The organism is Aeromonas sp. FDAARGOS 1410 (genome assembly GCF_019048745.1).
Classification (GTDB): domain Bacteria; phylum Pseudomonadota; class Gammaproteobacteria; order Enterobacterales; family Aeromonadaceae; genus Aeromonas; species Aeromonas jandaei.
Window position 1 is genome coordinate 990,670 of the sequence record NZ_CP077401.1, and the last position, 19,440, is coordinate 1,010,109.

The following is a 19,440-nucleotide window of genomic DNA, read 5'->3' on the forward strand; positions in this document are numbered from 1 at the left end:
GGCTGGTATAGTGGAAGGAGACTGGCTGCCAAGGATATGGCCCCATGCGAGCATCTGTCAGATCCCTGCTGTGCGCTGTGCTGCTTCTCCCTGCCACGGGTAGTGCTACCCCTGCCTTTACCCTGCACTCCTGTTTTGAAAACAGCGACTCTTACCCCTGGCTGCTGCAGTCGGGGGAGGGGATTGTCCAGTATCACCTCAAGCTGGTGGCAGAGCGCCTTGGCATCGAAATCCTGATGACTCCACTCCCCTGGAAGCGCTGCCTCTCGCTGGTGAGCAGCGGCCAGATGGATGCCGCCTTCAAGATGAGCTACAGCGCGGAGCGGGCGAGCAAGATAGGCAGTTACCCGATGCGCGGTGACAAGCCGGATCCCGACAAGCGCTTGCTCATCGAAAGCTACAGCCTCTATCAGCTCAAGGGGGGCAAGAGCCAGTGGGATGGCACCACCCTCAGGGTCAAGGGGATAGTGGCGGCCCAGTCCGGTTTTTCCATCGTCGAGTTCCTGCAGGGGGCGGGAGTCGAGGTAGATGACTCCAGTCGGGATCCGCTCATCATATTGAAAAAGCTGGTGATGGATCGGGCCACCGCCACCGCCTTGCAGACCGAAGTGGCCGACAGCCTGCTGGCGGCCCATCCCGACCTGCAAGGGCAGATCGAGCGACTGGCGCCGGTGCTGGTGGAGAAGCCCTACTATCTGGTCTTCTCCCACGCCTTCCGCCAGAGCCATCCGCATGAGAGCCAGCAGGTGTGGGATGCCATCGAGGCGGTGCGCAACTCGCCCGCCTATCAGCACTATGTGGCCACTTTCAGACAAACTCACCGGGTAGGGGATCAGGGATGAGAGCGATAAGCCATGGAACGGCAGAGCGGTTTGCAGGACGGTGGCTGGCGCTGCTGGTGGCCAGCCTGCTGGTGCTGCTCCCGCTGGCGGTCGAGGCGGTGACCCGCTTTACCTATATCAGTCCCGAGAGCGAGCGGGATCCGCGCACCACCTACGATCGGGAGCTGCTGCGCCTCGCCCTCGACAAGACGCGCGACCAGTTTGGCGACTATGTGATGGAGGCTGCGCCTCCCATGACCAAGGCCCGCGAGCGGGTCAGCATGCAGCTCGACAGCTTCCCCAATCTCTTTGCCATGGACAGTTACAGCAGCACCCGCGAGGGGCTGGGGCTGGCCTATGCCCGCTTCCCGGTGCATCTGGGGATCGTCAGCTACCGCATCTGTTTTGTCAGTCCGCAGCAGCAGGCGGCAGTCAGGCAGGTGACCGATCTTGCGGGCCTGCGCCGCTTCACCTTCGGTCAGGGCAAGGGGTGGCTCGATGTGGATATCCTGCGCCACGCCGGGCTGGAGGTGATGGAGGTGGATGGCTACGAGAAGCTGTTCAAGATGGTGGCGCGTGGTCGTTTCGATCTCTTCTGTCGCGGGGTGAGCGAACTGCGCAGCGAACAGCTCACCCACGGCGAGGTGGAGGGGCTCAAGGTCGACGATGCCCTGATGATTTACTACCCGCTGCCCCGGGTTTTCTATACCAACGCCAACAACCGCGAGGCGCTCAAACGGGTCGAGCAGGGGCTGCAAATCGCCTGGCAGGATGGCTCGCTGCAGGCGCTGTGGCGCAAGAGCTTCGGCCCGGCCATCGCCTTTGCCCACCCCCAGCAGCGGCGGCTGATCAAGCTGGAGAACCCCTTTCTCAAGGGGATCAGCTTCGATTACCGCCCCTATTTCTACAATCCGCTCACCGATCGCTTCGGCGATCAGTGAGGCTCCCGCCACTTGCGGCAGAGCTCCAGCCAGGCCTCGGCGGTGTGCGACAGATAGCGCTCGCGCGGCCAGATCACCCCGAGTCGCCAGCTTAGCTCGAGCTCCAGTGGTCGCAACACCAGGCCGTCTGGTATGAGCCGATTGCAGACCGGCTCCGGCAGAAAGGCGATCCCCATGCCGCTGCGCACCATGGCGGTGAGAAAATCCCACTGACTGCTGCGTGCCGCCACCTGCGGCACAAAGCCAGCTTCCTGACACGCCTGCTCCAGCCGTTCGCTCAGGGTGAATGCCAGAGTCTGGGTGTAGAGCAGGAAGGGCTCATCCTGTAGGGATTCCAGTCGCAGTGGTGCATCGCCGTGCCAGCGTGGCTGGTCCGGCAGTACTACCCGGATCGGGTATTGATCCAGATCTAGCGCGTTGAGGGCGCCTCCCTCCTTGGTCGGCAGCATGGTGATGGCGATATCCAGCTCCCCCTCCAGCACCGCCTGTTCGATCAGGCGGCCACCATACTCCACCAGCGTCAGCTCCACCTTGGGGTAGCGGGTGCGGTAGGCGCGGATGAGGTCTGCGTAGAGGTGGCCCACCATGGGGGGAATGCCGAGGGTGAGGCGACCATGCTGCAGGCTCTGCAGATCCGCCAGCTCCGCCTCCAGCTGCTGCATCTCGGCCAGAATGGTCTGGGCCCGCTGGAACAGCACCTGCCCGCTGTCGGTCAGGGTAAAGCGACGCCCCTCCCGGTTGAGCAGGGGCTGGCCCAGCTCCTCCTCGATATTGCGGATCATCTTGCTGATGGTGGGCTGGGTGACGAACAGCTTCTCCGAGGCGCGGGTGAAGCTCTGCTCCCGAACCAGTTCGACAAAGTAGCGCAGGGCGCGAATATCCATGGGCTCTCCCGGGATAACAAGGGCTCTAATCATGCCAATATGGCATGAAATGACTCATTCTAATTCATTTCATGAAGGATCTGAGCCTCTCAACGGGGTGAGGCGTGCTGCGGGCAGGGGATAAACAGGCTGGCCGATCGGATGGCAGGAAAAACGTGGGGCGGCCAGGGTGGCCGCCCGTATGTATTCAGTTGCCGCGCAGGGCGGAGGTGAGCGCCGAGAGGGAAAGGCGCTGGCGTCCACTCTGGTCGAAGTTGGCATCGTCCAGCCAGCGGCCAAGGGTCGCCTGCAGGGCTGGCCACTCGCTGTCGATCACCGAGAACCAGGCGGTATCGCGCGAGCGCTCCTTGTCGACCCGGGCCTGCCGGAAGATCCCCTCGAAGGTGAAACCGAGCCGCAGCGCCGCTTGCCGGGAGGGGAGGTTGAGGGCGTTGCACTTCCACTCGTAACGGCGATAGCCGAGGGCGAAGGCGCGCGCCATCATCAGCGCCATGGCGGCGGTGGCGAGCCGGGTGCGGCGCATTGCCGGGGCGAAGTGGAGCCAGCCCACCTCGATGCTGCCAGCGAGAGGGTCGATGCGCAGAAAGCTGGCGAGCCCGAGGGCGCGCCCGCTGGCGGCATCGACGATGGCGTAGAACTGGGGATCCCGCCCCGCCGCCATACGCGCCAGCCATCCCTGCCACTCGGTGCGGCTCGGGAAGGGGCCGCTGGTGAGGTAGGTCCAAAGGCTCCCGTCATCCTCGCCGAAGGCTTGCCAGAGGCTCGCTTCGTGGCGGGCCGGATCGAGCGGCTCGCAGCGACAGCCCCACCCCTCCAGCAGTTGCGCGTCGGGGAAACGGGCGCTGTCCCAGCCGGCGACCAGCAGCCCGACTGGTTGGCCAAATTCGTTGAGCTCAGCAGCCACAGCGCACCTCCTCGTTGGCCAGCTGACCCGGCTCGTCGCCGAGCGCGACCGCAAAGCCATCCCGCTGCCACCAGTGGAGGCCACCGATCAGCTCCTTGACCCGAAAACCGAGGCGCGCCAGCTTGCAGGCTCCCCGAGTCGAGCCGTTGCAGCCGATGCCGTCGCAGTAGCAGACGTAGATGGCATCGCGATCGAGCCCGGCCACCCGCTCTGGCACCATCTCCCGGTGCGGCAGGGAGATGGCCCCGGGAATGTGGCCGGCGGCGTAGTGCGCTGGCGAGCGGGTGTCGATGACGACGATGCCGGCCGTTGCCGCCATCAGGTCGGCGGCCAGATCGGCGGCATCGGTGCGGCAGGCGAGCTGGGCCTCGAAGAAGAGGGCGGCCTGCTCGGGCGAGAGCAGACCGGTGGAACGAACGTGACTCATGATTAACTCCTTGTCTGATGGCAGAGCTCCACTCTAGCGGCATAATGGTTCACACGGATGTACCAATTCTGCTTGATGGAGTAGACCAATGAGCGCCTTGCCGACCCTGTTTGCCGAGAACGATGCCAGCCTGCCGGTGCAGGAGCGGCTGGTGCGCACGGTGCGCGATGCCATCCTCGCCGGTCACCTGCCGCAGGGCAGCCGCCTGCCGCCGAGCCGGGTGCTGGCGCGGGATCTCTCCCTGTCGCGCGGCACGGTTGAGCAGGCTTATGGCCGGCTGGAGGCGGAGGGCTACCTGATCCGCCGGGTCGGCGTGGGCAGCTTCGTAGCGCTGGCGGTGGTGCCCGCACCGCGCAGCAGCCAATGTGGTGGCGCCCCCCTGTCCAGGCGCGGGGCGGCGATCCTCGCCAGCGGCGCCTGTCAGGAGGAGACAGGCACCCCGCACAGTTTTGCCAGCGGTCAGGGCGACACGCTCGCCTTTCCCCGCGAGCTGTGGGGGCGGCTGTTGCAGCAGCAGTGGCGTCGGCACGGGCCGCGTCTGATGCAGTATGGCGATCCGGCCGGTCTGCCCGCCCTGCGCCAGGCCATCGCCGCCTATCTGGTGCAGTCGCGCGGACTGGTCTGCCACCCGGAGCAGGTGCTGCTGCTCACCAGCTCCCAGCAGGGGATACAGCTCGCCGCCCAGCTGCTGCTCGACCCCGGTGATACGGTCTGGCTGGAGGAGCCGGGTTACCTCGGCGCGCGCAATGCGATGCAGGCCGCCGGGGCGCACCTCCATCCGGTGCCGGTGGATGAGGAGGGGCTCAACCCGGCGGGCGATCATCCGGCGCCGCGCCTCATCTACACCACCCCTTCCCATCAATATCCCCTCGGCATGGCGATGAGCCTGCCCCGGCGCATGGCGCTGCTGGCCCGCGCCGAGCGGGAGCAGGCCTGGATCCTGGAGGATGACTACGACGGCGAGTTTCAGTACGACCAGCGGCCGCTCCCCTCGCTGCAGGGGCTGGATCGCAGCGGCCGGGTCATCTATGTGGGTACCTTCAGCAAGGTGCTGTTCGGTTCGCTGCGCCTCGCCTATCTGGTGCTGCCACCGGCGCTGCTGGAGCCCTTTGCCCGCGCGCGCGCCGCGTTCGACGGTCACAGTAACCAGCTGTTGCAGGCGGTGACTGCCGAGTTTCTGCAGGGGGGCTACTTTGCCAGCCATCTGCGCCAGATGCGGCTGCTCTACCGTAGTCGGCGGGATCTGCTGCTGGCCCAGCTGGCCGAACAGTGCCCGCAGTTGACCCCGATCCACACCGGTGCCGGATTGCAGTGCAGCGCGCTGTTGCCTCCCGGTGGCGAGGCGCGCTGGACAAACCTGGCCAACCGGCAGGGGTTGGGATTGCGGCCCTTGCGCCCCTTCTATCTGGGAGAGGCGGATCGGGAGGGGTGGCTGCTCGGCTATGCCGGCCTCGATAACGGCACCCTGCGCCAGCTCTGCCGCGACCTTGGCCGCGTGCTGCGGGAGGAGTGATGCATTCCTTTCAGGCATGAAGTTGATAATTTAAATTCATTTCTGGAAGGTTTTGCCTCTCTCTATACTGTGAACCAGTTCACAGAAAGACCCTTAATCATGAAATCCCTTGCCCTGCGCTGGTTACAGACTCCCTTCCAGATTGTGTTGCTGGCAGCCATCTGGCTGCTGGCCGATACCGCGGTTCGAACCCTACATCTGCCGCTGCCCGCCAACCTCACCGGCATGCTGTTGCTGCTGGCCTGCATCCTGCTCGGAGTGGTCAAGGCCGAATGGTTCAGTGCCGGTGCGCGCTGGCTGCTGGCGGAGATGCTGCTCTTCTTCGTCCCCGCCGTGGTGGCGGTGGTCAACTATCAGGAGCTGCTGCTGCAAGAGGGGTGGCGCATCATGGTGGTGCTGCTGGTGAGCACCACTCTGGTACTCGGCACCACGGCGCTGGTGGTGGACCGGGTTTACCGCCTCGAACTGAAACTGGCCCGCCGGAGTCGCCGTCATGTCTGATACCCTGCTCGGGCTGATCTGTTTCGCCCTTACCCTGCTCTTCTACTACGCCAGCAAATGGCTCTACGGCAAAAAGCGGATCCTGCCGCTGATGCCGCTGCTGCTGGCGCCGACCCTACTGGTGGCCGTGGTGCTGCTGTTCCACATCCCCTATCAGGACTACATGGCGGAATCCCACTGGCTGCTTTGGCTGCTGGGCCCGGCGACCGTCGCCTTCGCGGTGCCGGTCTACGAGAACCGCCAGCTCATTCGTCGCCACTGGCTGTCGCTGTCGGTGGGGGTGGTCGCCTCGGTCATCATGGCGGTGGGGAGTACCGTGCTGCTGGCCCGCTGGCTCGATCTCTCCGACATGCTGCAGCGCAGTCTGGCGATGCGCTCCATCACCACGCCGTTTGCGGTGGAGGCGACCCGCGCCATCGGCGGTCAGAGCGATCTCACGGCGCTGTTTGTGGTGCTGACCGGCGTCATCGGCATGGCGGTGGGGGAGAGCGTGCTCACCGTGCTGGCCATTCGCAGTCGTCTCGGCAAGGGGGCGGGGTTTGGCGCCTCGGCCCACGGCGCCGGCACCGCAAAGGCTTATCAGATGGGTAACGAAGAGGGGGTAGTCTCCAGCATGGTGATGATGATTGCCGGTATGGTGACCGTGCTGCTGGCGCCCCTGCTGGGCCGGATGTTCTGGTAGGCTGAGCTTCCCTTTACAAGGCTGCTCGTCCCGGCGCTACACTCTAGTGAGCGTGTATTCCCGGGATGAGCAGTATGACCTTTCATCGCCTCGCGTCCTTCTTGCTGCTGTGCAGCCTCTCACTTCTTGCCGTCCCACTGCGGGCGAGCGACGTCTTTACCCATATCAGCCCGGAGAGTGACCGGGATCAGCGCACCATCTATTTTCGCGAGCTGCTGCAGCTGGCGCTGGAAAAAACCCGCGACAGCTTCGGTGACTACGAGCTGCGGGCGGCGCCGCCGATGAACCGGATCCGGCTGCGGCAGGTGCTGCAGACCAACTTCTATCCCAACTTCTTTGCCGTCGATACGCCGCAGCCCGATAGCGGTGAGGCCCTCGACTATGTCCGCTTTCCGGTTGAGCTCGGCATCCTCGGCTATCGCATTTGCTTCGTCAGCCCGCAGCAGGCGAAGGCCATTGCCGGGGTGACCCGCTTCGAGCAGCTCAAGCAGTACCAGAACGTGCAGGGGCGCGGCTGGCAGGATGCCGCCATTCTGCGGGCGGCCGGTCTGCAGGTGCAGGAGGTGGACAGCTACGAGCGGCTGTTCAAGCTGGTGGCCCGTGGGCGGGCCGATCTCTTTTGCCGCGGCGCCAACGAGCTCTTCACCGAGCTGGATCAGCACCGGGATCTGCCCGGCCTCACCGTGGAGCAGCATATCGCCCTGCACTACCCATTCCTCCATCTCTTTTACACCTTCAAGGAGAATCAGGCGGGGATCCGGCGCATTCAGGCCGGGCTCAAGCTGGCGTGGCAGGATGGCTCGCTGCAGCGGCTCTGGCTGCACCACTTCAAACCCTCCCTCGATCAGGCCAGGCTCCATGAGCGGCAGTTGTTCGAGCTGCCCAATCCGCTGCTCAAAGGGATCGACTTTGATTACGACGCCTACCACTACGATCCGGTGACCGGGCGTTTTGGCCCCGGCTTGCCCTGAGTGAAGCGAAAACACGGCCAGCCCTGCGGCTGGCCTTTTTGCGGTGCAAATCATTCCAAAGTGGCATGATGTTTATTATTTAAATTCATTTTTAGAATGATTTTCTGCTGCATATACTGGCTTTGCTTCACGGTATCGGCGCAGCGACACTGTCCGAACCGTCCAGTTCAGGCGTCTTGGTGTCCGACATGAAGGCGTCCATCACCGATCGGGGCATGCCCCGGATTTGTTACCGCTGACGGAGCCTTCACATGTTCTCTTCTGCTACCAACGCGCTCATTGTCGAAGGGGGCGCCATGCGCGGCATCTTCGCCAGTGGCGTGCTCGATGCCTTCGTGGAAAGCCACCACTACCCGTTCGATTTCGTCATGGGCGTCTCGGCCGGGGCGACCAATCTGGTCTCTTACCTGAGCGAGCAGCCACGCCGCAGCCATCACATCATCACCGAGCTGGCCTGCAGCAGCGACTTTCTCGACCCGCTGCGCTTCGTCAAGGGGGGCGATCTGGTGGATATCAGCTGGCTCTGGCGGACCAGTCGTTACCGTTTTCCCCTCGATCTCGACACCTTCTCCGCCTGCCGCATTCCCTTCTATGCGGTGACCACCGATGTGGCGACCGGTGAAGCCGTCTACCTGCCGGTGCGCCCCGACAACATGGACGAGGTGCTGACCGCCACCTGCGCCCTGCCGGTGGTGCAGCACGAGACTCCCTCTGTCGATGGCCGTCCCATGGCGGATGGCGGCATCAGCGACTCCATCCCGGTGATCGAGGCCTATCGACGCGGGGCACGGCGGATGACGGTGGTGCTCTCCGAGCCGCGCGGTTATCGCAAGAAGCCGGCCCGCTTCTGCTGGATGGTGAAGGCGCTGCTCAAGACCCAGCCTGCACTGGCACAGGCGATGCTGGCACGGGATGTGGCCTACAACCGCGCCCTCGACTTTATCGAAACGCCGCCTGCCGATTGCGAGATCGAGGTGATCGCGCCACCGGCCGGTTTTCCGGTCTCCCGCTTTACCCGCGATCAGCTCAAGCTGGAGTCCGGCTATCTGCAGGGCTACTGGCAAGGGCGCCAGAGTCTGCTGCGGGCGGCTGGCGAGGTGATGGCAGTCGCCTGAGGGCCAAACATTGATTGGATGAGTCTGGCTATATCAAAGGTCGGTTCATTCCTCTATTTGCGTTGTAGCTGTTGATCCGCCATCGGCATGACTTGCTAGCCGGCAGCAACCAGGTGACATATAGATTCATCCCATTATTTGATGGTTGATGACGGGGCATCCTTTTCCCTTATTTTCACCGATGTTGTTTTTGGTCGCTATTTATATGCCGAGGAGGATTATCTGAAAATTGAAAAGGAATATTGTTATGGCAACCCAAGAGTTGGAATTGTGCGTAGCTGAAAGCCACTATTACAATATTGTCGCAGAGCTGCTTGAATATGCCGGTGTGACGATTAATGGCCCCCAGCCATATGATATCAAAATAAATAATCACCTCTTTTTCTCCCGGGTTATCAAAGAGGGGTCGTTGGGACTGGGTGAGAGCTACATGGATGGCTGGTGGGATTGCCCGCGGCTTGACATGCTGTTCCATCGCCTGCTGGTGGCCGGAGTTGAAGAGCGTATTCCGCGTCACCTCTCCGACATTGCCTATGTACTCACCAGCCGACTGGTGAACAGGCAGAGTCGCAGACGTGCCTGGCAGGTCGGGCGGGAGCATTATGATCTTGGCAACGATCTGTTTGAGCTGATGCTGGACCCCTATATGCAGTACTCCTGTGGTTACTGGGCCAGAGCCGATAATCTGGAGCAGGCGCAGAGCGATAAACTGCACCTGATTTGCGAAAAGCTGCGGCTGCAAAAGGGGATGCGGCTGCTGGATATCGGATGTGGCTGGGGTGGACTGGCTCGTTTTGCTGCCGAGCATTATGGGGTGTCGGTGGTCGGTGTGACCATCTCGGCGGAGCAGCAGGCGCTGGCACAGGAGAACTGTTCCGGGTTGCCGGTCGAGATCCGTCTGCAGGATTATCGCGATCTCAACGAGCAATTTGACCGGATTGTATCGGTAGGGATGTTTGAACACGTCGGGCCGAAAAACTATGCGACCTATTTTGAGGTGGTCGCCAATAATCTGGTAGAAGATGGCCTTTTCCTATTGCATTCCATCGGCTCAAATAAAACTGATTTGAATGTGGACAAGTGGATTGATAAATATATTTTTCCGAATGGTTGTCTCCCCTCGATATTGCAAATAGCCCAGAGCAGTGAAAAACAATTTGTCATGGAAGATTGGCATAATTTCGGTGCCGATTATGATCGCACCCTGATGGCATGGCTGACTCGTTTCAATGCGGCCTGGCCGAAATTGAAGTCGCATTACAACGAGCGATTCTACCGGATGTTCACCTATTACCTGAATGCTTGTGCCGGGGCATTCCGGGCGCGGGATATTCAGCTCTGGCAGGTGCTGTTCAGCCCCAAAGGGGTGACCGGCGGGATCCGTGTGCCCCGTTAGGGCGTGGGGCGCTGGTGCGAATGAAAAGGGGAACTTCGCGGTTCCCCTTTTTGATCGGCAGGCGCTAGTTACAGCATCTGCTTGAGGCGATAGAGCAGATCCAGCGCCTGCCGCGGGGTGAGCTCGTCGGGACGCACCGCTTCCAGCTCATCGACTACCGGATGGCTCTGGGGCGCCATGGCCACCGGGGCCGGGCGGGTTTCACCGGCGGCTACCGGGGTGGCGCTCTCCAGCTCATGCAGTTTGTGACGGGCCTGCTGGATCACCGATTTCGGCACCCCCGCCAGTGCGGCAACTTGCAGACCGTAGGAGCGACTGGCCGCACCTTCCTGCACCGCGTGCATAAAGGCGATGGTGTCGCCGTGCTCCACCGCATCCAGGTGGACGTTGGCCAGACCGCTCATCAGCTCCGGCAAGCGGGTCAGCTCGAAGTAGTGGGTGGCAAACAGGGTGTAGGCGCCGATCTTGCTCGCCAGCTGTTCGGCGCAGGCCCACGCCAGCGAGAGGCCGTCGTAGGTGCTGGTGCCGCGGCCAATCTCGTCCATCAGCACCAGACTGCGGGCGGTGGCGTTGTTGAGGATATTGGCGGTCTCGGTCATCTCCACCATAAAGGTGGATCTTCCCGATGCCAGATCATCCGAGGCTCCGATGCGGGTGAAGATGCGGTCGATGGGGCCGATACGGGCGCTGTCGGCGGGGACGAAGGCGCCGATATGGGCCAGCAGCACGATCAGCGCGGTCTGGCGCATATAGGTCGATTTACCGCCCATGTTGGGGCCGGTGATGATCAGCATCCGCCGCTCCCGCTCCAGCCGGATGGGGTTGGCGATGAAGGGGTCGGTCATCACCTGCTCCACCACCGGATGGCGGCCCGCCTCGATGATGATCTGATCTTCGTCGATGAGGGTGGGGCAGCGGTAGTCGAGGGTCTCGGCCCGCTCGGCCAGGTTGGCCAGCACGTCCAGCTCCGCCAGCGCGGCAGCAGACTCCTGCAGATCGCCAAGGTGCGGCAGCAGAGCATCGAGCAGCTCCTCGTAGAGGCGTTTCTCCAGCGCCAGCGCCTGCGCTTGGGCGGTGAGCACCCGATCCTCGTACTTTTTCAGCTCGTCGATGATGTAGCGTTCGTTGTTCTTGAGGGTCTGGCGGCGGATGTAGTGGGCCGGCACCAGATGGCTGTTGGCGCGGCTTACCTCGATATAGAAGCCGTGCACCTTGTTGTAACCCACCTTGAGGGTGTTGATGCCGGTCAGCAGCTTCTCCCGCTCCTCGATGCGGGCGAGGCTGGCGGTGGCGCCGTTGGCCAGATCCCGCAGCTCGTCCAGCTCGGCGTTGAACCCTTCACGGATGACGCCGCCATCGCGGATCAGCACCGGCGGCACCTCCATCACGGCGCGCTCCAGCAGGTCCAGCAGCTCGGGGAAGGTGCTGGCCCGCTCGCGCAACTGCTGCACAGCTTCGTGCTCGCTCTCCGCCAGCAAGCGCTGCAATTCGGGCAGCTGGGCAAAAGCCTGCCGCAGCCGGGTGAGATCGCGCGGACGGGCCGAGCGCAGGGCCAGACGCGCCAGCACCCGCTCCACATCGCCGACCTGACGCAGCAATCCGCCCAACTCGTCATAGAGGTTCTGCTCGATCAGCTCCTTGATGGTGCTCTGGCGACCTTTGAGGATCACCCGGTCGCGGATCGGCTGGTGGATCCAGCGCTTGAGCAGCCGGCTGCCCATCGGCGTGGCGGTGCAATCGAGCACGGCGGAGAGGGTGTTGTCGTGACCGCCGGCCAGATTCTGGGTCAGCTCCAGATTGCGGCGGGTGGCGGCATCCATGATGACCGCATGATCGGGCTGCTCGAGGCGCACGCTGCGAATGTGGGGCAGGGCGGTGCGCTGGGTGTCCTTGACGTACTGCATCAGGCAACCGGCAGCGCACAGGGCGGTCTCGCTCTGTTCGACGCCAAAGCCCACCAGATCCTGGGTCCCGAACTGCTGGCACAACAGCTTGCGGGCAGTGCCCAGCTCAAACTCCCACTCCGGGCGGCGGCGAAGACCGCGGCGACCCTCGACGTGGTGCAGGAAGGCGAAGGATTCGGGGTAGAGCAGCTCCGCCGGATTGGTGCGCTGCAGCTCCGCCAGCAGGGTCTCCTCTTTCTCGAACTGGTTGATGAAGAAGCGGCCGGAGCCAATGTCCATGGTGCCGTAGCCGAAGCGGCGGCCATCGTGGTAGACGGCGGCGATCAGGTTGTCCTGCCGCTCGCTGAGCAGCGCCTCGTCGGAGACGGTGCCCGGGGTGATGATGCGGATCACCTTGCGCTCCACCGGCCCCTTGCTGGTGGCGGGATCCCCTACCTGCTCGCAGATGGCGGCAGACTCGCCGAGCTGCACCAGCTTGGCCAGATACCCTTCGATGGCGTGATAGGGAACACCCGCCATCGGGATGGGGCTACCGGCCGACTGGCCGCGCTTGGTCAGGGAGATGTCGAGCAGCTGGGAGGCCTTGCGGGCATCGTCATAGAACAACTCGTAGAAGTCGCCCATCCGGTAGAACAGCAGGATCTCCGGGTTCTCGGCCTTGAGGGTCAGATACTGCTGCATCATGGGCGTGTGGGCGCTGAGATTGGCGCTTGGCGCTGCGCCAGTAGCTTGGTGTTGTGCGGTCATGTTCTATTCCAGAAGGGGCCTCTGCGGGCCCGGGTCTGCGGTGATGAGCCTTGAGCTTGATGGCGCCATTCTACACATAAGCGCCGCGCCGGGGGAGGTTGGCTCACACCACCATTTGGCTGATGCGAGTCATCAGCCTTGTGACAATCAGCTCAGTTGCGAGGGGCAGTGGCGGGATCGCATAATGTGCCCTTTCCACGCATCAGAAGGAGCTGTGATGAAACTGGACGCAGAGATAGAGCACCTCGCCATCGAGCTGGGGCGGGCCCTTGGTCAACGGGGCTGGCTGGCGGCGACCGCCGAATCCTGTACCGGCGGTGGAGTGGCTACGGCTATCACCGACATCGCGGGAAGCTCCGGCTGGTTCGATCGCGGTTTTGTCACCTACACCAATGAGGCCAAACAGCAGATGCTGGGAGTGAGCCGCGAGAGCCTTGAGCGGCACGGCGCGGTGAGCGAAGCGGTGGTGCTGGAGATGGCCCGCGGTGCGCTGGCGCACTCGTCTGCCTCCATCAGCGTTGCCATCAGCGGCATCGCCGGCCCCGGCGGTGCGACCGAGGGCAAGCCGGTCGGCACCGTCTGGTTCGCCTGGGCCGACAGCAATGGCCGCCACCACTCCCTGCTGGCCCGCTTCGACGGGGATCGCCGGCAGGTGCGCCAGCAGGCGGTGAGACAGGCCTTGTCGGGTCTGTTGGCCCTGCTCAGATAAATTGGGCTTGATACTGTATGAATAGACAGTATACTTAGCCCAACTTCATTTTTTACTCACGATTTCCAGCGGAGATTGGCATGGATCAGAACAAACAGAAGGCACTGGCGGCTGCGCTGGGTCAGATTGAAAAGCAGTTCGGCAAAGGCTCCATCATGCGTCTGGGCGACAGCAAGACCATGGATATCGAAGCCATCTCCACCGGCTCCCTCTCTCTGGACGTGGCGCTGGGGATCGGTGGTCTGCCGTGCGGTCGTATCGTCGAGATCTACGGCCCGGAATCTTCCGGTAAAACCACCCTCACCCTGCAGGTGATCGCCGAAGCCCAGAAGAAGGGCAAGACCTGTGCCTTCGTCGATGCTGAGCACGCGCTGGATCCTATCTATGCTGCCAAGCTGGGCGTCAACGTCGACGACCTGCTTATCTCCCAGCCGGATACCGGTGAACAGGCGCTGGAGATCTGCGACATGCTGGTGCGCTCCAACGCCGTTGACGTCATCATCGTCGACTCCGTGGCGGCCCTGACTCCGAAAGCGGAAATCGAAGGCGAGATGGGTGACTCCCACGTTGGCCTGCAGGCCCGTCTGATGTCCCAGGCGCTGCGCAAGCTGACCGCCAACATCAAAAACGCCAACTGCCTGTGCATCTTTATCAACCAGATCCGGATGAAGATCGGCGTCATGTTCGGTAGCCCGGAGACCACTACCGGTGGTAACGCGCTCAAGTTCTACGCCTCCGTGCGTCTGGATATCCGTCGTACCGGCGCCATCAAGGAAGGCGACGAAGTGGTCGGTAACGAGACCCGCGTCAAGGTAGTGAAGAACAAGGTTGCCCCTCCCTTCAAGCAGGCCGAATTCCAGATCTTCTACGGTGCCGGTATCTCCAAAGAGGGTGAGCTGGTGGATCTCGGCGTCAAGCACAAGCTGATCGACAAGGCCGGTGCCTGGTACAGCTACAACGGCGAGAAGATTGGTCAGGGCAAGGCCAACGTGATGAAGCTGTTCGCCGAGAACAAGGTGCTGGCTGGCGAAGTGGAAGCCAAACTGCGCGAGCTGCTGCTCTCCGGTGCCGTACCTGTCGATGACAAGGCTGCACCGGTTGAGGCAGACGAGTTCGATGCCGAAAGCGAACAAGAGTTCGAATAAGGAACAAAGGAAGGCCGGGTAGATACCCGGCCTTGTTATTTAAGATGGTAGATGAATCCGTGACCGAACCGGTCGAGCCCGCCGAGCCGACCTTTGCCGAGCAGCTGGCCGCTGCCCGCGGCTATGCCATGCGCAGTCTGGCCCGCCGCGAGAGTGCCGAATCGGAGCTGGCCAGACGCCTGCGCCAGCAGGGCTATCAGGAAGAGGTGATCGAGGCGGTGGTCGACTACTGCCGCGGTTATAACTGGGTCAATGACGAACGTTATGGTGCCATGGCGGTGCGGGCCGGTGTCGCCAAGGGACATGGCCCGCTCAAAATCCGTTTCGACCTGCGCCGCAAGGGGCTGGACGATGGCCAGATCGATGCCGCCTTCGAGCAACCCGAGCTGGACTGGTTCGAGCTTGCCTTCGAACTGCTGGAGCGACGGGCAAAAATTGCCGATCTGGCCGATTTCAAGCTGCGGATGAAGTGGCTCAAATATCTGCTGGGGCGCGGCTTTACCCAGGATCAGGCCCGTTATGCCATCTCGGCCCTGCAGGAGCGGGAGGAGTAACGCCACTGCGTGGCAACAGTCGTTTTACCTCTCCTTGTTGCATATTTTTCCTGCCGGCTCAGTAGCTTGCGCGCGCAATCCCGAAAAAGCCGCCTTTTGTTCATCTCATCCCTCTTTATGCGCTGCTTTTTTGCCTCTCGACAGTGAAAAAAGCCACTGTGAGCAGTGGCGCTCTTTTCTGGCCCGTTTATGTGCGCTTTTTCGCCCGTGGCGGCCCTGTCCGTTTTACTTTACCCCGCAGAAAACTTACATTAATGCGGTTAAAAGTCCGTATTCGAATCAAGCAGGATTTTCCATGTATATGTCCACGTCAGAGATTCGCGCTGCGTTTCTCGAGTATTTCCGTTCCCAGGGGCACCAGGTTGTCTCCTCCAGCTCGCTGGTACCGCATAACGACCCGACCCTGTTGTTTACCAACGCGGGTATGAACCAGTTCAAGGATGTGTTCCTTGGCGCAGACAAGCGTGCCTACAATCGCGCGACGACTTCCCAGCGTTGCGTGCGTGCCGGTGGTAAGCACAACGATCTGGAAAACGTCGGCTATACCGCTCGTCACCACACCTTCTTCGAAATGCTGGGCAACTTCAGCTTCGGTGACTACTTCAAACAGGATGCCATCAAGTTTGCATGGGGCTTCCTGACCGAGGTGCTGCAGCTGCCGAAAGATCGCCTGCTGGTGACCGTCTACGCGACTGACGATGAAGCTTTCGACATCTGGGAAAAAGAGGTCGGTGTCCCGGCCGATCGCATCGTGCGCATCGGTGACAACAAGGGCGCCCCTTACGCTTCCGACAACTTCTGGGCGATGGGCGATACCGGCCCGTGCGGTCCCTGCACCGAGATCTTCTATGACCACGGCGATCACATCTGGGGTGGCCGTCCCGGCTCACCGGAAGAGGATGGCGACCGTTTCATCGAGATCTGGAACGTGGTGTTCATGCAGTTCAACCGTCAGGCTGACGGCACCATGGAGCCGCTGCCGCGTCCGTCCGTGGATACCGGCATGGGTCTGGAGCGTATCTCCGCCATCATGCAGGGTGTCCACTCCAACTACGAAATCGACATCTTCCAGGCACTGATCAAGAAAGCGGCCGAGATTGTCGGCACCACCGATCTGAGCAACCAGTCCCTGCGCGTTATTGCTGACCACATCCGCTCCTGCGCCTTCCTGGTGGCAGATGGCGTGATGCCGTCCAACGAAGGTCGTGGCTATGTGCTGCGCCGCATCATCCGCCGCGCCGTGCGTCACGGTCGCAAGCTGGGCGCTACCGATGTCTTCTTCTACAAACTGGCTGCCGAGCTGGCAGTGCAGATGAAGGATGTCGCTGCCGAGCTGATCGCCCAGCTGCCGCTGGTCGAGCGCGTGCTGCGCATCGAAGAGGAGCAGTTCGTCCGCACGCTGGATCGCGGTCTGCTGCTGCTGGAAGACGCTCTGGCTAACCTGGGCGATGCCAAGGTTATTCCGGGTGAAGTGGTGTTCAAGCTCTATGACACTTACGGCTTCCCGGCCGACCTGACTGCCGACGTGGTGCGCGAGCGCGAGATCGGCATCGACGAAGAGGGCTTCAAGGCCGAGATGGAGAAGCAGCGTGCTCGTGCCAAGGAAGCGTCCAGCTTCGGCGTGAACTACAACGAGATGCTCAAGCTCGACTTCGAGACCCCCTTCACCGGTTACAAGACCCTGAGCGAGCGCACTCGCGTGGTCGGCATCTACAAGGGTGTGGAAGAGGTGAGCGGTCTGATCGCCGGTGACGAAGCTGTCATCGTGTTGGAAGAGACCCCCTTCTACGCCGAGTCCGGCGGCCAGATTGGCGACAGCGGTACTCTGAAAGTGGACGACGGCATCTTTGCCGTGACCGACACCCTGAAAGCGGGCAAGGCGATCATCCACAAGGGTTATATGGAGTTGGGCACCCTGGAGAAAGGGGCCGAGGTTGAGGCCGTGGTGGACGCTGACCGTCGCCAGGCCATCGCCCTGAACCACTCCGTAACTCACCTGCTGCACGCAGCTCTGCGTCAGGCACTGGGCGAGCATGTCACCCAGAAAGGTTCTCTGGTTGGAGCCGAGCGCATGCGTTTCGACTTCTCCCACTTCGAGGGGCTGACCATGGCGACCATTCGCCGGGTCGAGGAGCTGGTCAACAACCAGATCCGCGCCAACCACGAAATCACCACCCAGCTGATGGATCTGGAAGCGGCCAAGTCCGCCGGTGCCATGGCGCTGTTTGGTGAAAAATATGAAGACGACGTGCGTGTTGTGCGCATGGGCGACTACTCCACCGAGCTGTGCGGCGGTACTCACGCCAAGCGCACCGGTGATATCGGCTTCTTCAAGATCATCGCCGAGAGCGGCATCGCGGCTGGTGTGCGCCGTATCGAAGCGGTGACCGGCAAAGCGGCCATCGACTTCATGCATCAGGTTGGCGAGCAGATCGAAGAGGCTGCTGCCCTGGTGAAAGGCGACCAGTTCTGCATCGCCGACAAGGTTCGCCAGATGCTGGACAAGGCCAAGATGATGGAGCGCGAGCTGGAGCAGCTCAAGGCCAAGCTGGCCGCTCAGGCCGGTAACGACCTGCTGGGTCAGGTGATCGAGATCAACGGTCAGAAGGTGCTGGTTGCAGCGCTGGAAGGGGCCGATCCGAAATCCCTGCGCGGCATGCTGGACGAGCTGAAGAACCAGATGAAGTCCGGTGTTGTGCTGCTGGCAACCTGTGCCGACGGCAAGGTCAACCTGATCGCGGGCGTCACCAACGACCTGACCGGCAAGGTCAAGGCCGGTGAGCTGGTCAATCTGGTTGCCCAGCAGGTGGGTGGCAAGGGCGGTGGCCGTCCGGACATGGCACAGGCGGGTGGTACCCAGCCTGAGGCGGTGCCGGCAGCGCTGCAATCCGTTCACTCCTGGCTGGAAGAGCGCCTGTAATCGGGCGAGGTGATCTGTGGCACTCTATGTACAGAAGTACGGCGGCACCTCGGTCGGCACACTGGAGCGGATCGAGGCGGTAGCTGAGCGGGTCGAGCAGACCCGCGCCCAGGGACACGACGTGGTGGTGGTTGTCTCCGCCATGTCGGGCGAAACCAACCGGTTGCTGGGCATGGCCCAGCAACTGGATCCTGATGCCAACCGGCGCGAGATGGATGTACTGGTCTCCACCGGTGAGCAGGTCACCATAGCGCTGCTGGCCATCGCGTTGAACAAACGCGGTTGCCCGGCGGTCTCGATGACTGGCGATCAGGTACGGATTCATACCGATTCCGCCTATGGCAAGGCGCGCATCACCCACATCGACACCGAGCTGGTTCATGCCGAACTGGCTGCGGGCAAGGTGGTGGTGATCGCCGGTTTCCAGGGCCGTGACGAGCATAACGCCATCACGACGCTGGGCCGCGGCGGTTCGGATACCACGGCAGTTGCCGTGGCGGCGGCCATCAAGGCCGATGAGTGCCAGATCTTTACCGATGTGGATGGGGTATACACCACGGATCCGCGCATCGAGCCCAAGGCTCGTCGTCTCGACACCATCACCTTCGAGGAGATGCTGGAGATGGCCAGTCTCGGCGCCAAGGTGCTGCAGATCCGCTCGGTGGAGTTTGCGGGCAAGTACCGCGTCCCGCTGCGGGTGCTGTCGAGCTTTGTCGACGGAGAGGGAACCTTAATCACATATGGAGGTGAGAGGATGGAAGCTCCCCTGGTATCCGGGATCGCTTTTAACCGCAACGAGGCCAGCCTGACCATTCTGGGTGTGCCGGACAGACCGACCGTGGCTGCGCAGATCCTGAACCCGATCAGCGACGCCAACATTGATGTCGACATGATTGTGCAAAATACCCTGGGAGATGGCACCGCCGACTTCACCTTCACGGTGAATCGTGACGACTACCGCCGTGCCCGTGCGCTGCTGGAGGAGACTGCGACCGAGTTGGGCGCCTCCTGCGTGCAGGGGAATGGCGAGATTGCCAAGGTCTCCATTGTCGGTGTCGGCATGTGGAACCATCCCGGTGTTGCGCGCACCATGTTCAAGGTATTGGGCGAGGAGGGGATCAACATGCAGTTGATTTCTACCTCTGAAATCAAAATCTCGGTGGTGATTGACGAGAAGTATCTGGAGCTGGCGGTGCGGGCCCTGCACGCCGCTTTTGGATTGGATCAAGCGCCCCAAGAGCAGCCTTTGGGCTAACAATCGCTGATTGATTTAGTTTCAACCATTTACCATATCGGTATCTTTGTA

General features: G+C 62.1%; 17 protein-coding genes. 13 read left to right on the top strand and 4 right to left on the bottom strand.

Annotated features, from left to right (window positions below):
• Window positions 1-44: 44 nt before the first annotated feature.
• The gene (locus tag I6L40_RS04740; protein ID WP_216995058.1) at window positions 45-842 is read left to right on the top strand and encodes an ABC transporter substrate-binding protein; all 798 of its coding nucleotides are present in this window, start codon (window positions 45-47) and stop codon (window positions 840-842) included.
• A complete protein-coding gene (locus tag I6L40_RS04745; RefSeq protein WP_216995059.1) occupies window positions 839-1,762 on the top strand; it encodes a hypothetical protein in 924 nt (307 codons plus the stop codon). The genes I6L40_RS04740 and I6L40_RS04745 overlap by 4 nt, the downstream gene beginning before the upstream one ends.
• Here the strand turns inward: I6L40_RS04745 and I6L40_RS04750 are convergent.
• The 3 genes from I6L40_RS04750 to I6L40_RS04760 all read right to left on the bottom strand — a co-directional run bounded on the left by I6L40_RS04750 (window position 1,756) and on the right by I6L40_RS04760 (window position 3,977).
• Complete coding sequence (locus I6L40_RS04750) at window positions 1,756-2,646, bottom strand: LysR family transcriptional regulator (protein ID WP_182926347.1); 891 nt, start codon at window positions 2,644-2,646, stop codon at window positions 1,756-1,758. The genes I6L40_RS04745 and I6L40_RS04750 overlap by 7 nt on opposite strands.
• A gap of 187 nt (window positions 2,647-2,833) precedes the next feature.
• Window positions 2,834-3,550: a GNAT family N-acetyltransferase gene (locus tag I6L40_RS04755; RefSeq protein WP_254204076.1), complete on the bottom strand. Its 717-nt coding sequence runs from the start codon at window positions 3,548-3,550 to the stop codon at window positions 2,834-2,836.
• Window positions 3,540-3,977: a rhodanese-like domain-containing protein gene (locus I6L40_RS04760; protein ID WP_216995061.1), complete on the bottom strand. Its 438-nt coding sequence runs from the start codon at window positions 3,975-3,977 to the stop codon at window positions 3,540-3,542. The genes I6L40_RS04755 and I6L40_RS04760 overlap by 11 nt, the downstream gene beginning before the upstream one ends.
• Window positions 3,978-4,065: 88 nt before the next feature.
• Between I6L40_RS04760 and I6L40_RS04765 the strand changes: the two genes are divergently transcribed.
• From I6L40_RS04765 to cfa, 6 genes are all read left to right on the top strand, one after another.
• A complete protein-coding gene (locus I6L40_RS04765) occupies window positions 4,066-5,490 on the top strand; it encodes a PLP-dependent aminotransferase family protein (protein WP_216995062.1) in 1,425 nt (474 codons plus the stop codon).
• A gap of 99 nt (window positions 5,491-5,589) precedes the next feature.
• Window positions 5,590-5,991, top strand: a complete 402-nt coding sequence (locus I6L40_RS04770; protein WP_041210812.1) for a CidA/LrgA family protein — start codon at window positions 5,590-5,592, stop codon at window positions 5,989-5,991.
• Window positions 5,984-6,673 carry an LrgB family protein gene (locus tag I6L40_RS04775; protein WP_041210813.1) on the top strand — a complete coding sequence of 230 codons (690 nt, stop codon included), beginning with the start codon at window positions 5,984-5,986 and terminating at the stop codon, window positions 6,671-6,673. Before I6L40_RS04770 ends, I6L40_RS04775 begins: the two co-directional genes overlap by 8 nt.
• Before the next feature lie 74 nt (window positions 6,674-6,747).
• Window positions 6,748-7,644, top strand: a complete 897-nt coding sequence (locus I6L40_RS04780) for a hypothetical protein (RefSeq protein WP_216995063.1) — start codon at window positions 6,748-6,750, stop codon at window positions 7,642-7,644.
• A 251-nt stretch (window positions 7,645-7,895) separates the two neighbouring features.
• Window positions 7,896-8,759, top strand: a complete 864-nt coding sequence (locus I6L40_RS04785) for a patatin family protein (RefSeq protein WP_041210815.1) — start codon at window positions 7,896-7,898, stop codon at window positions 8,757-8,759.
• Window positions 8,760-9,006: 247 nt separating this feature from the next.
• Window positions 9,007-10,155 carry a cyclopropane fatty acyl phospholipid synthase gene (cfa, locus tag I6L40_RS04790; RefSeq protein WP_216995064.1) on the top strand — a complete coding sequence of 383 codons (1,149 nt, stop codon included), beginning with the start codon at window positions 9,007-9,009 and terminating at the stop codon, window positions 10,153-10,155.
• A 68-nt stretch (window positions 10,156-10,223) separates the two neighbouring features.
• On the opposite strand, the gene mutS is transcribed toward cfa, so the two are convergent.
• Entirely contained in the window at window positions 10,224-12,806 is a 2,583-nt protein-coding gene (gene mutS / locus I6L40_RS04795; protein ID WP_216995065.1) for a DNA mismatch repair protein MutS, read from the bottom strand.
• 217 nt (window positions 12,807-13,023) lie between these two features.
• On the opposite strand from mutS, the gene pncC reads away from it, so the two are divergent.
• The 5 genes from pncC (at window position 13,024) to I6L40_RS04820 (ending at window position 19,389) form a co-directional block, all read left to right on the top strand.
• The gene (pncC, locus tag I6L40_RS04800; protein WP_033115928.1) at window positions 13,024-13,515 is read left to right on the top strand and encodes a nicotinamide-nucleotide amidase; all 492 of its coding nucleotides are present in this window, start codon (window positions 13,024-13,026) and stop codon (window positions 13,513-13,515) included.
• 80 nt (window positions 13,516-13,595) lie between these two features.
• On the top strand, window positions 13,596-14,660 hold the full coding sequence (gene recA / locus I6L40_RS04805; protein WP_209297396.1) for a recombinase RecA: 1,065 nt from the start codon (window positions 13,596-13,598) through the stop codon (window positions 14,658-14,660).
• Window positions 14,661-14,704: 44 nt separating this feature from the next.
• Window positions 14,705-15,214 carry a regulatory protein RecX gene (locus tag I6L40_RS04810; protein ID WP_071914888.1) on the top strand — a complete coding sequence of 170 codons (510 nt, stop codon included), beginning with the start codon at window positions 14,705-14,707 and terminating at the stop codon, window positions 15,212-15,214.
• A 295-nt stretch (window positions 15,215-15,509) separates the two neighbouring features.
• The gene (alaS, locus tag I6L40_RS04815) at window positions 15,510-18,134 is read left to right on the top strand and encodes an alanine--tRNA ligase (RefSeq protein ID WP_042033273.1); all 2,625 of its coding nucleotides are present in this window, start codon (window positions 15,510-15,512) and stop codon (window positions 18,132-18,134) included.
• A 16-nt stretch (window positions 18,135-18,150) separates the two neighbouring features.
• The gene (locus I6L40_RS04820; RefSeq protein ID WP_041210820.1) at window positions 18,151-19,389 is read left to right on the top strand and encodes an aspartate kinase; all 1,239 of its coding nucleotides are present in this window, start codon (window positions 18,151-18,153) and stop codon (window positions 19,387-19,389) included.
• Window positions 19,390-19,440: the final 51 nt, after the last annotated feature.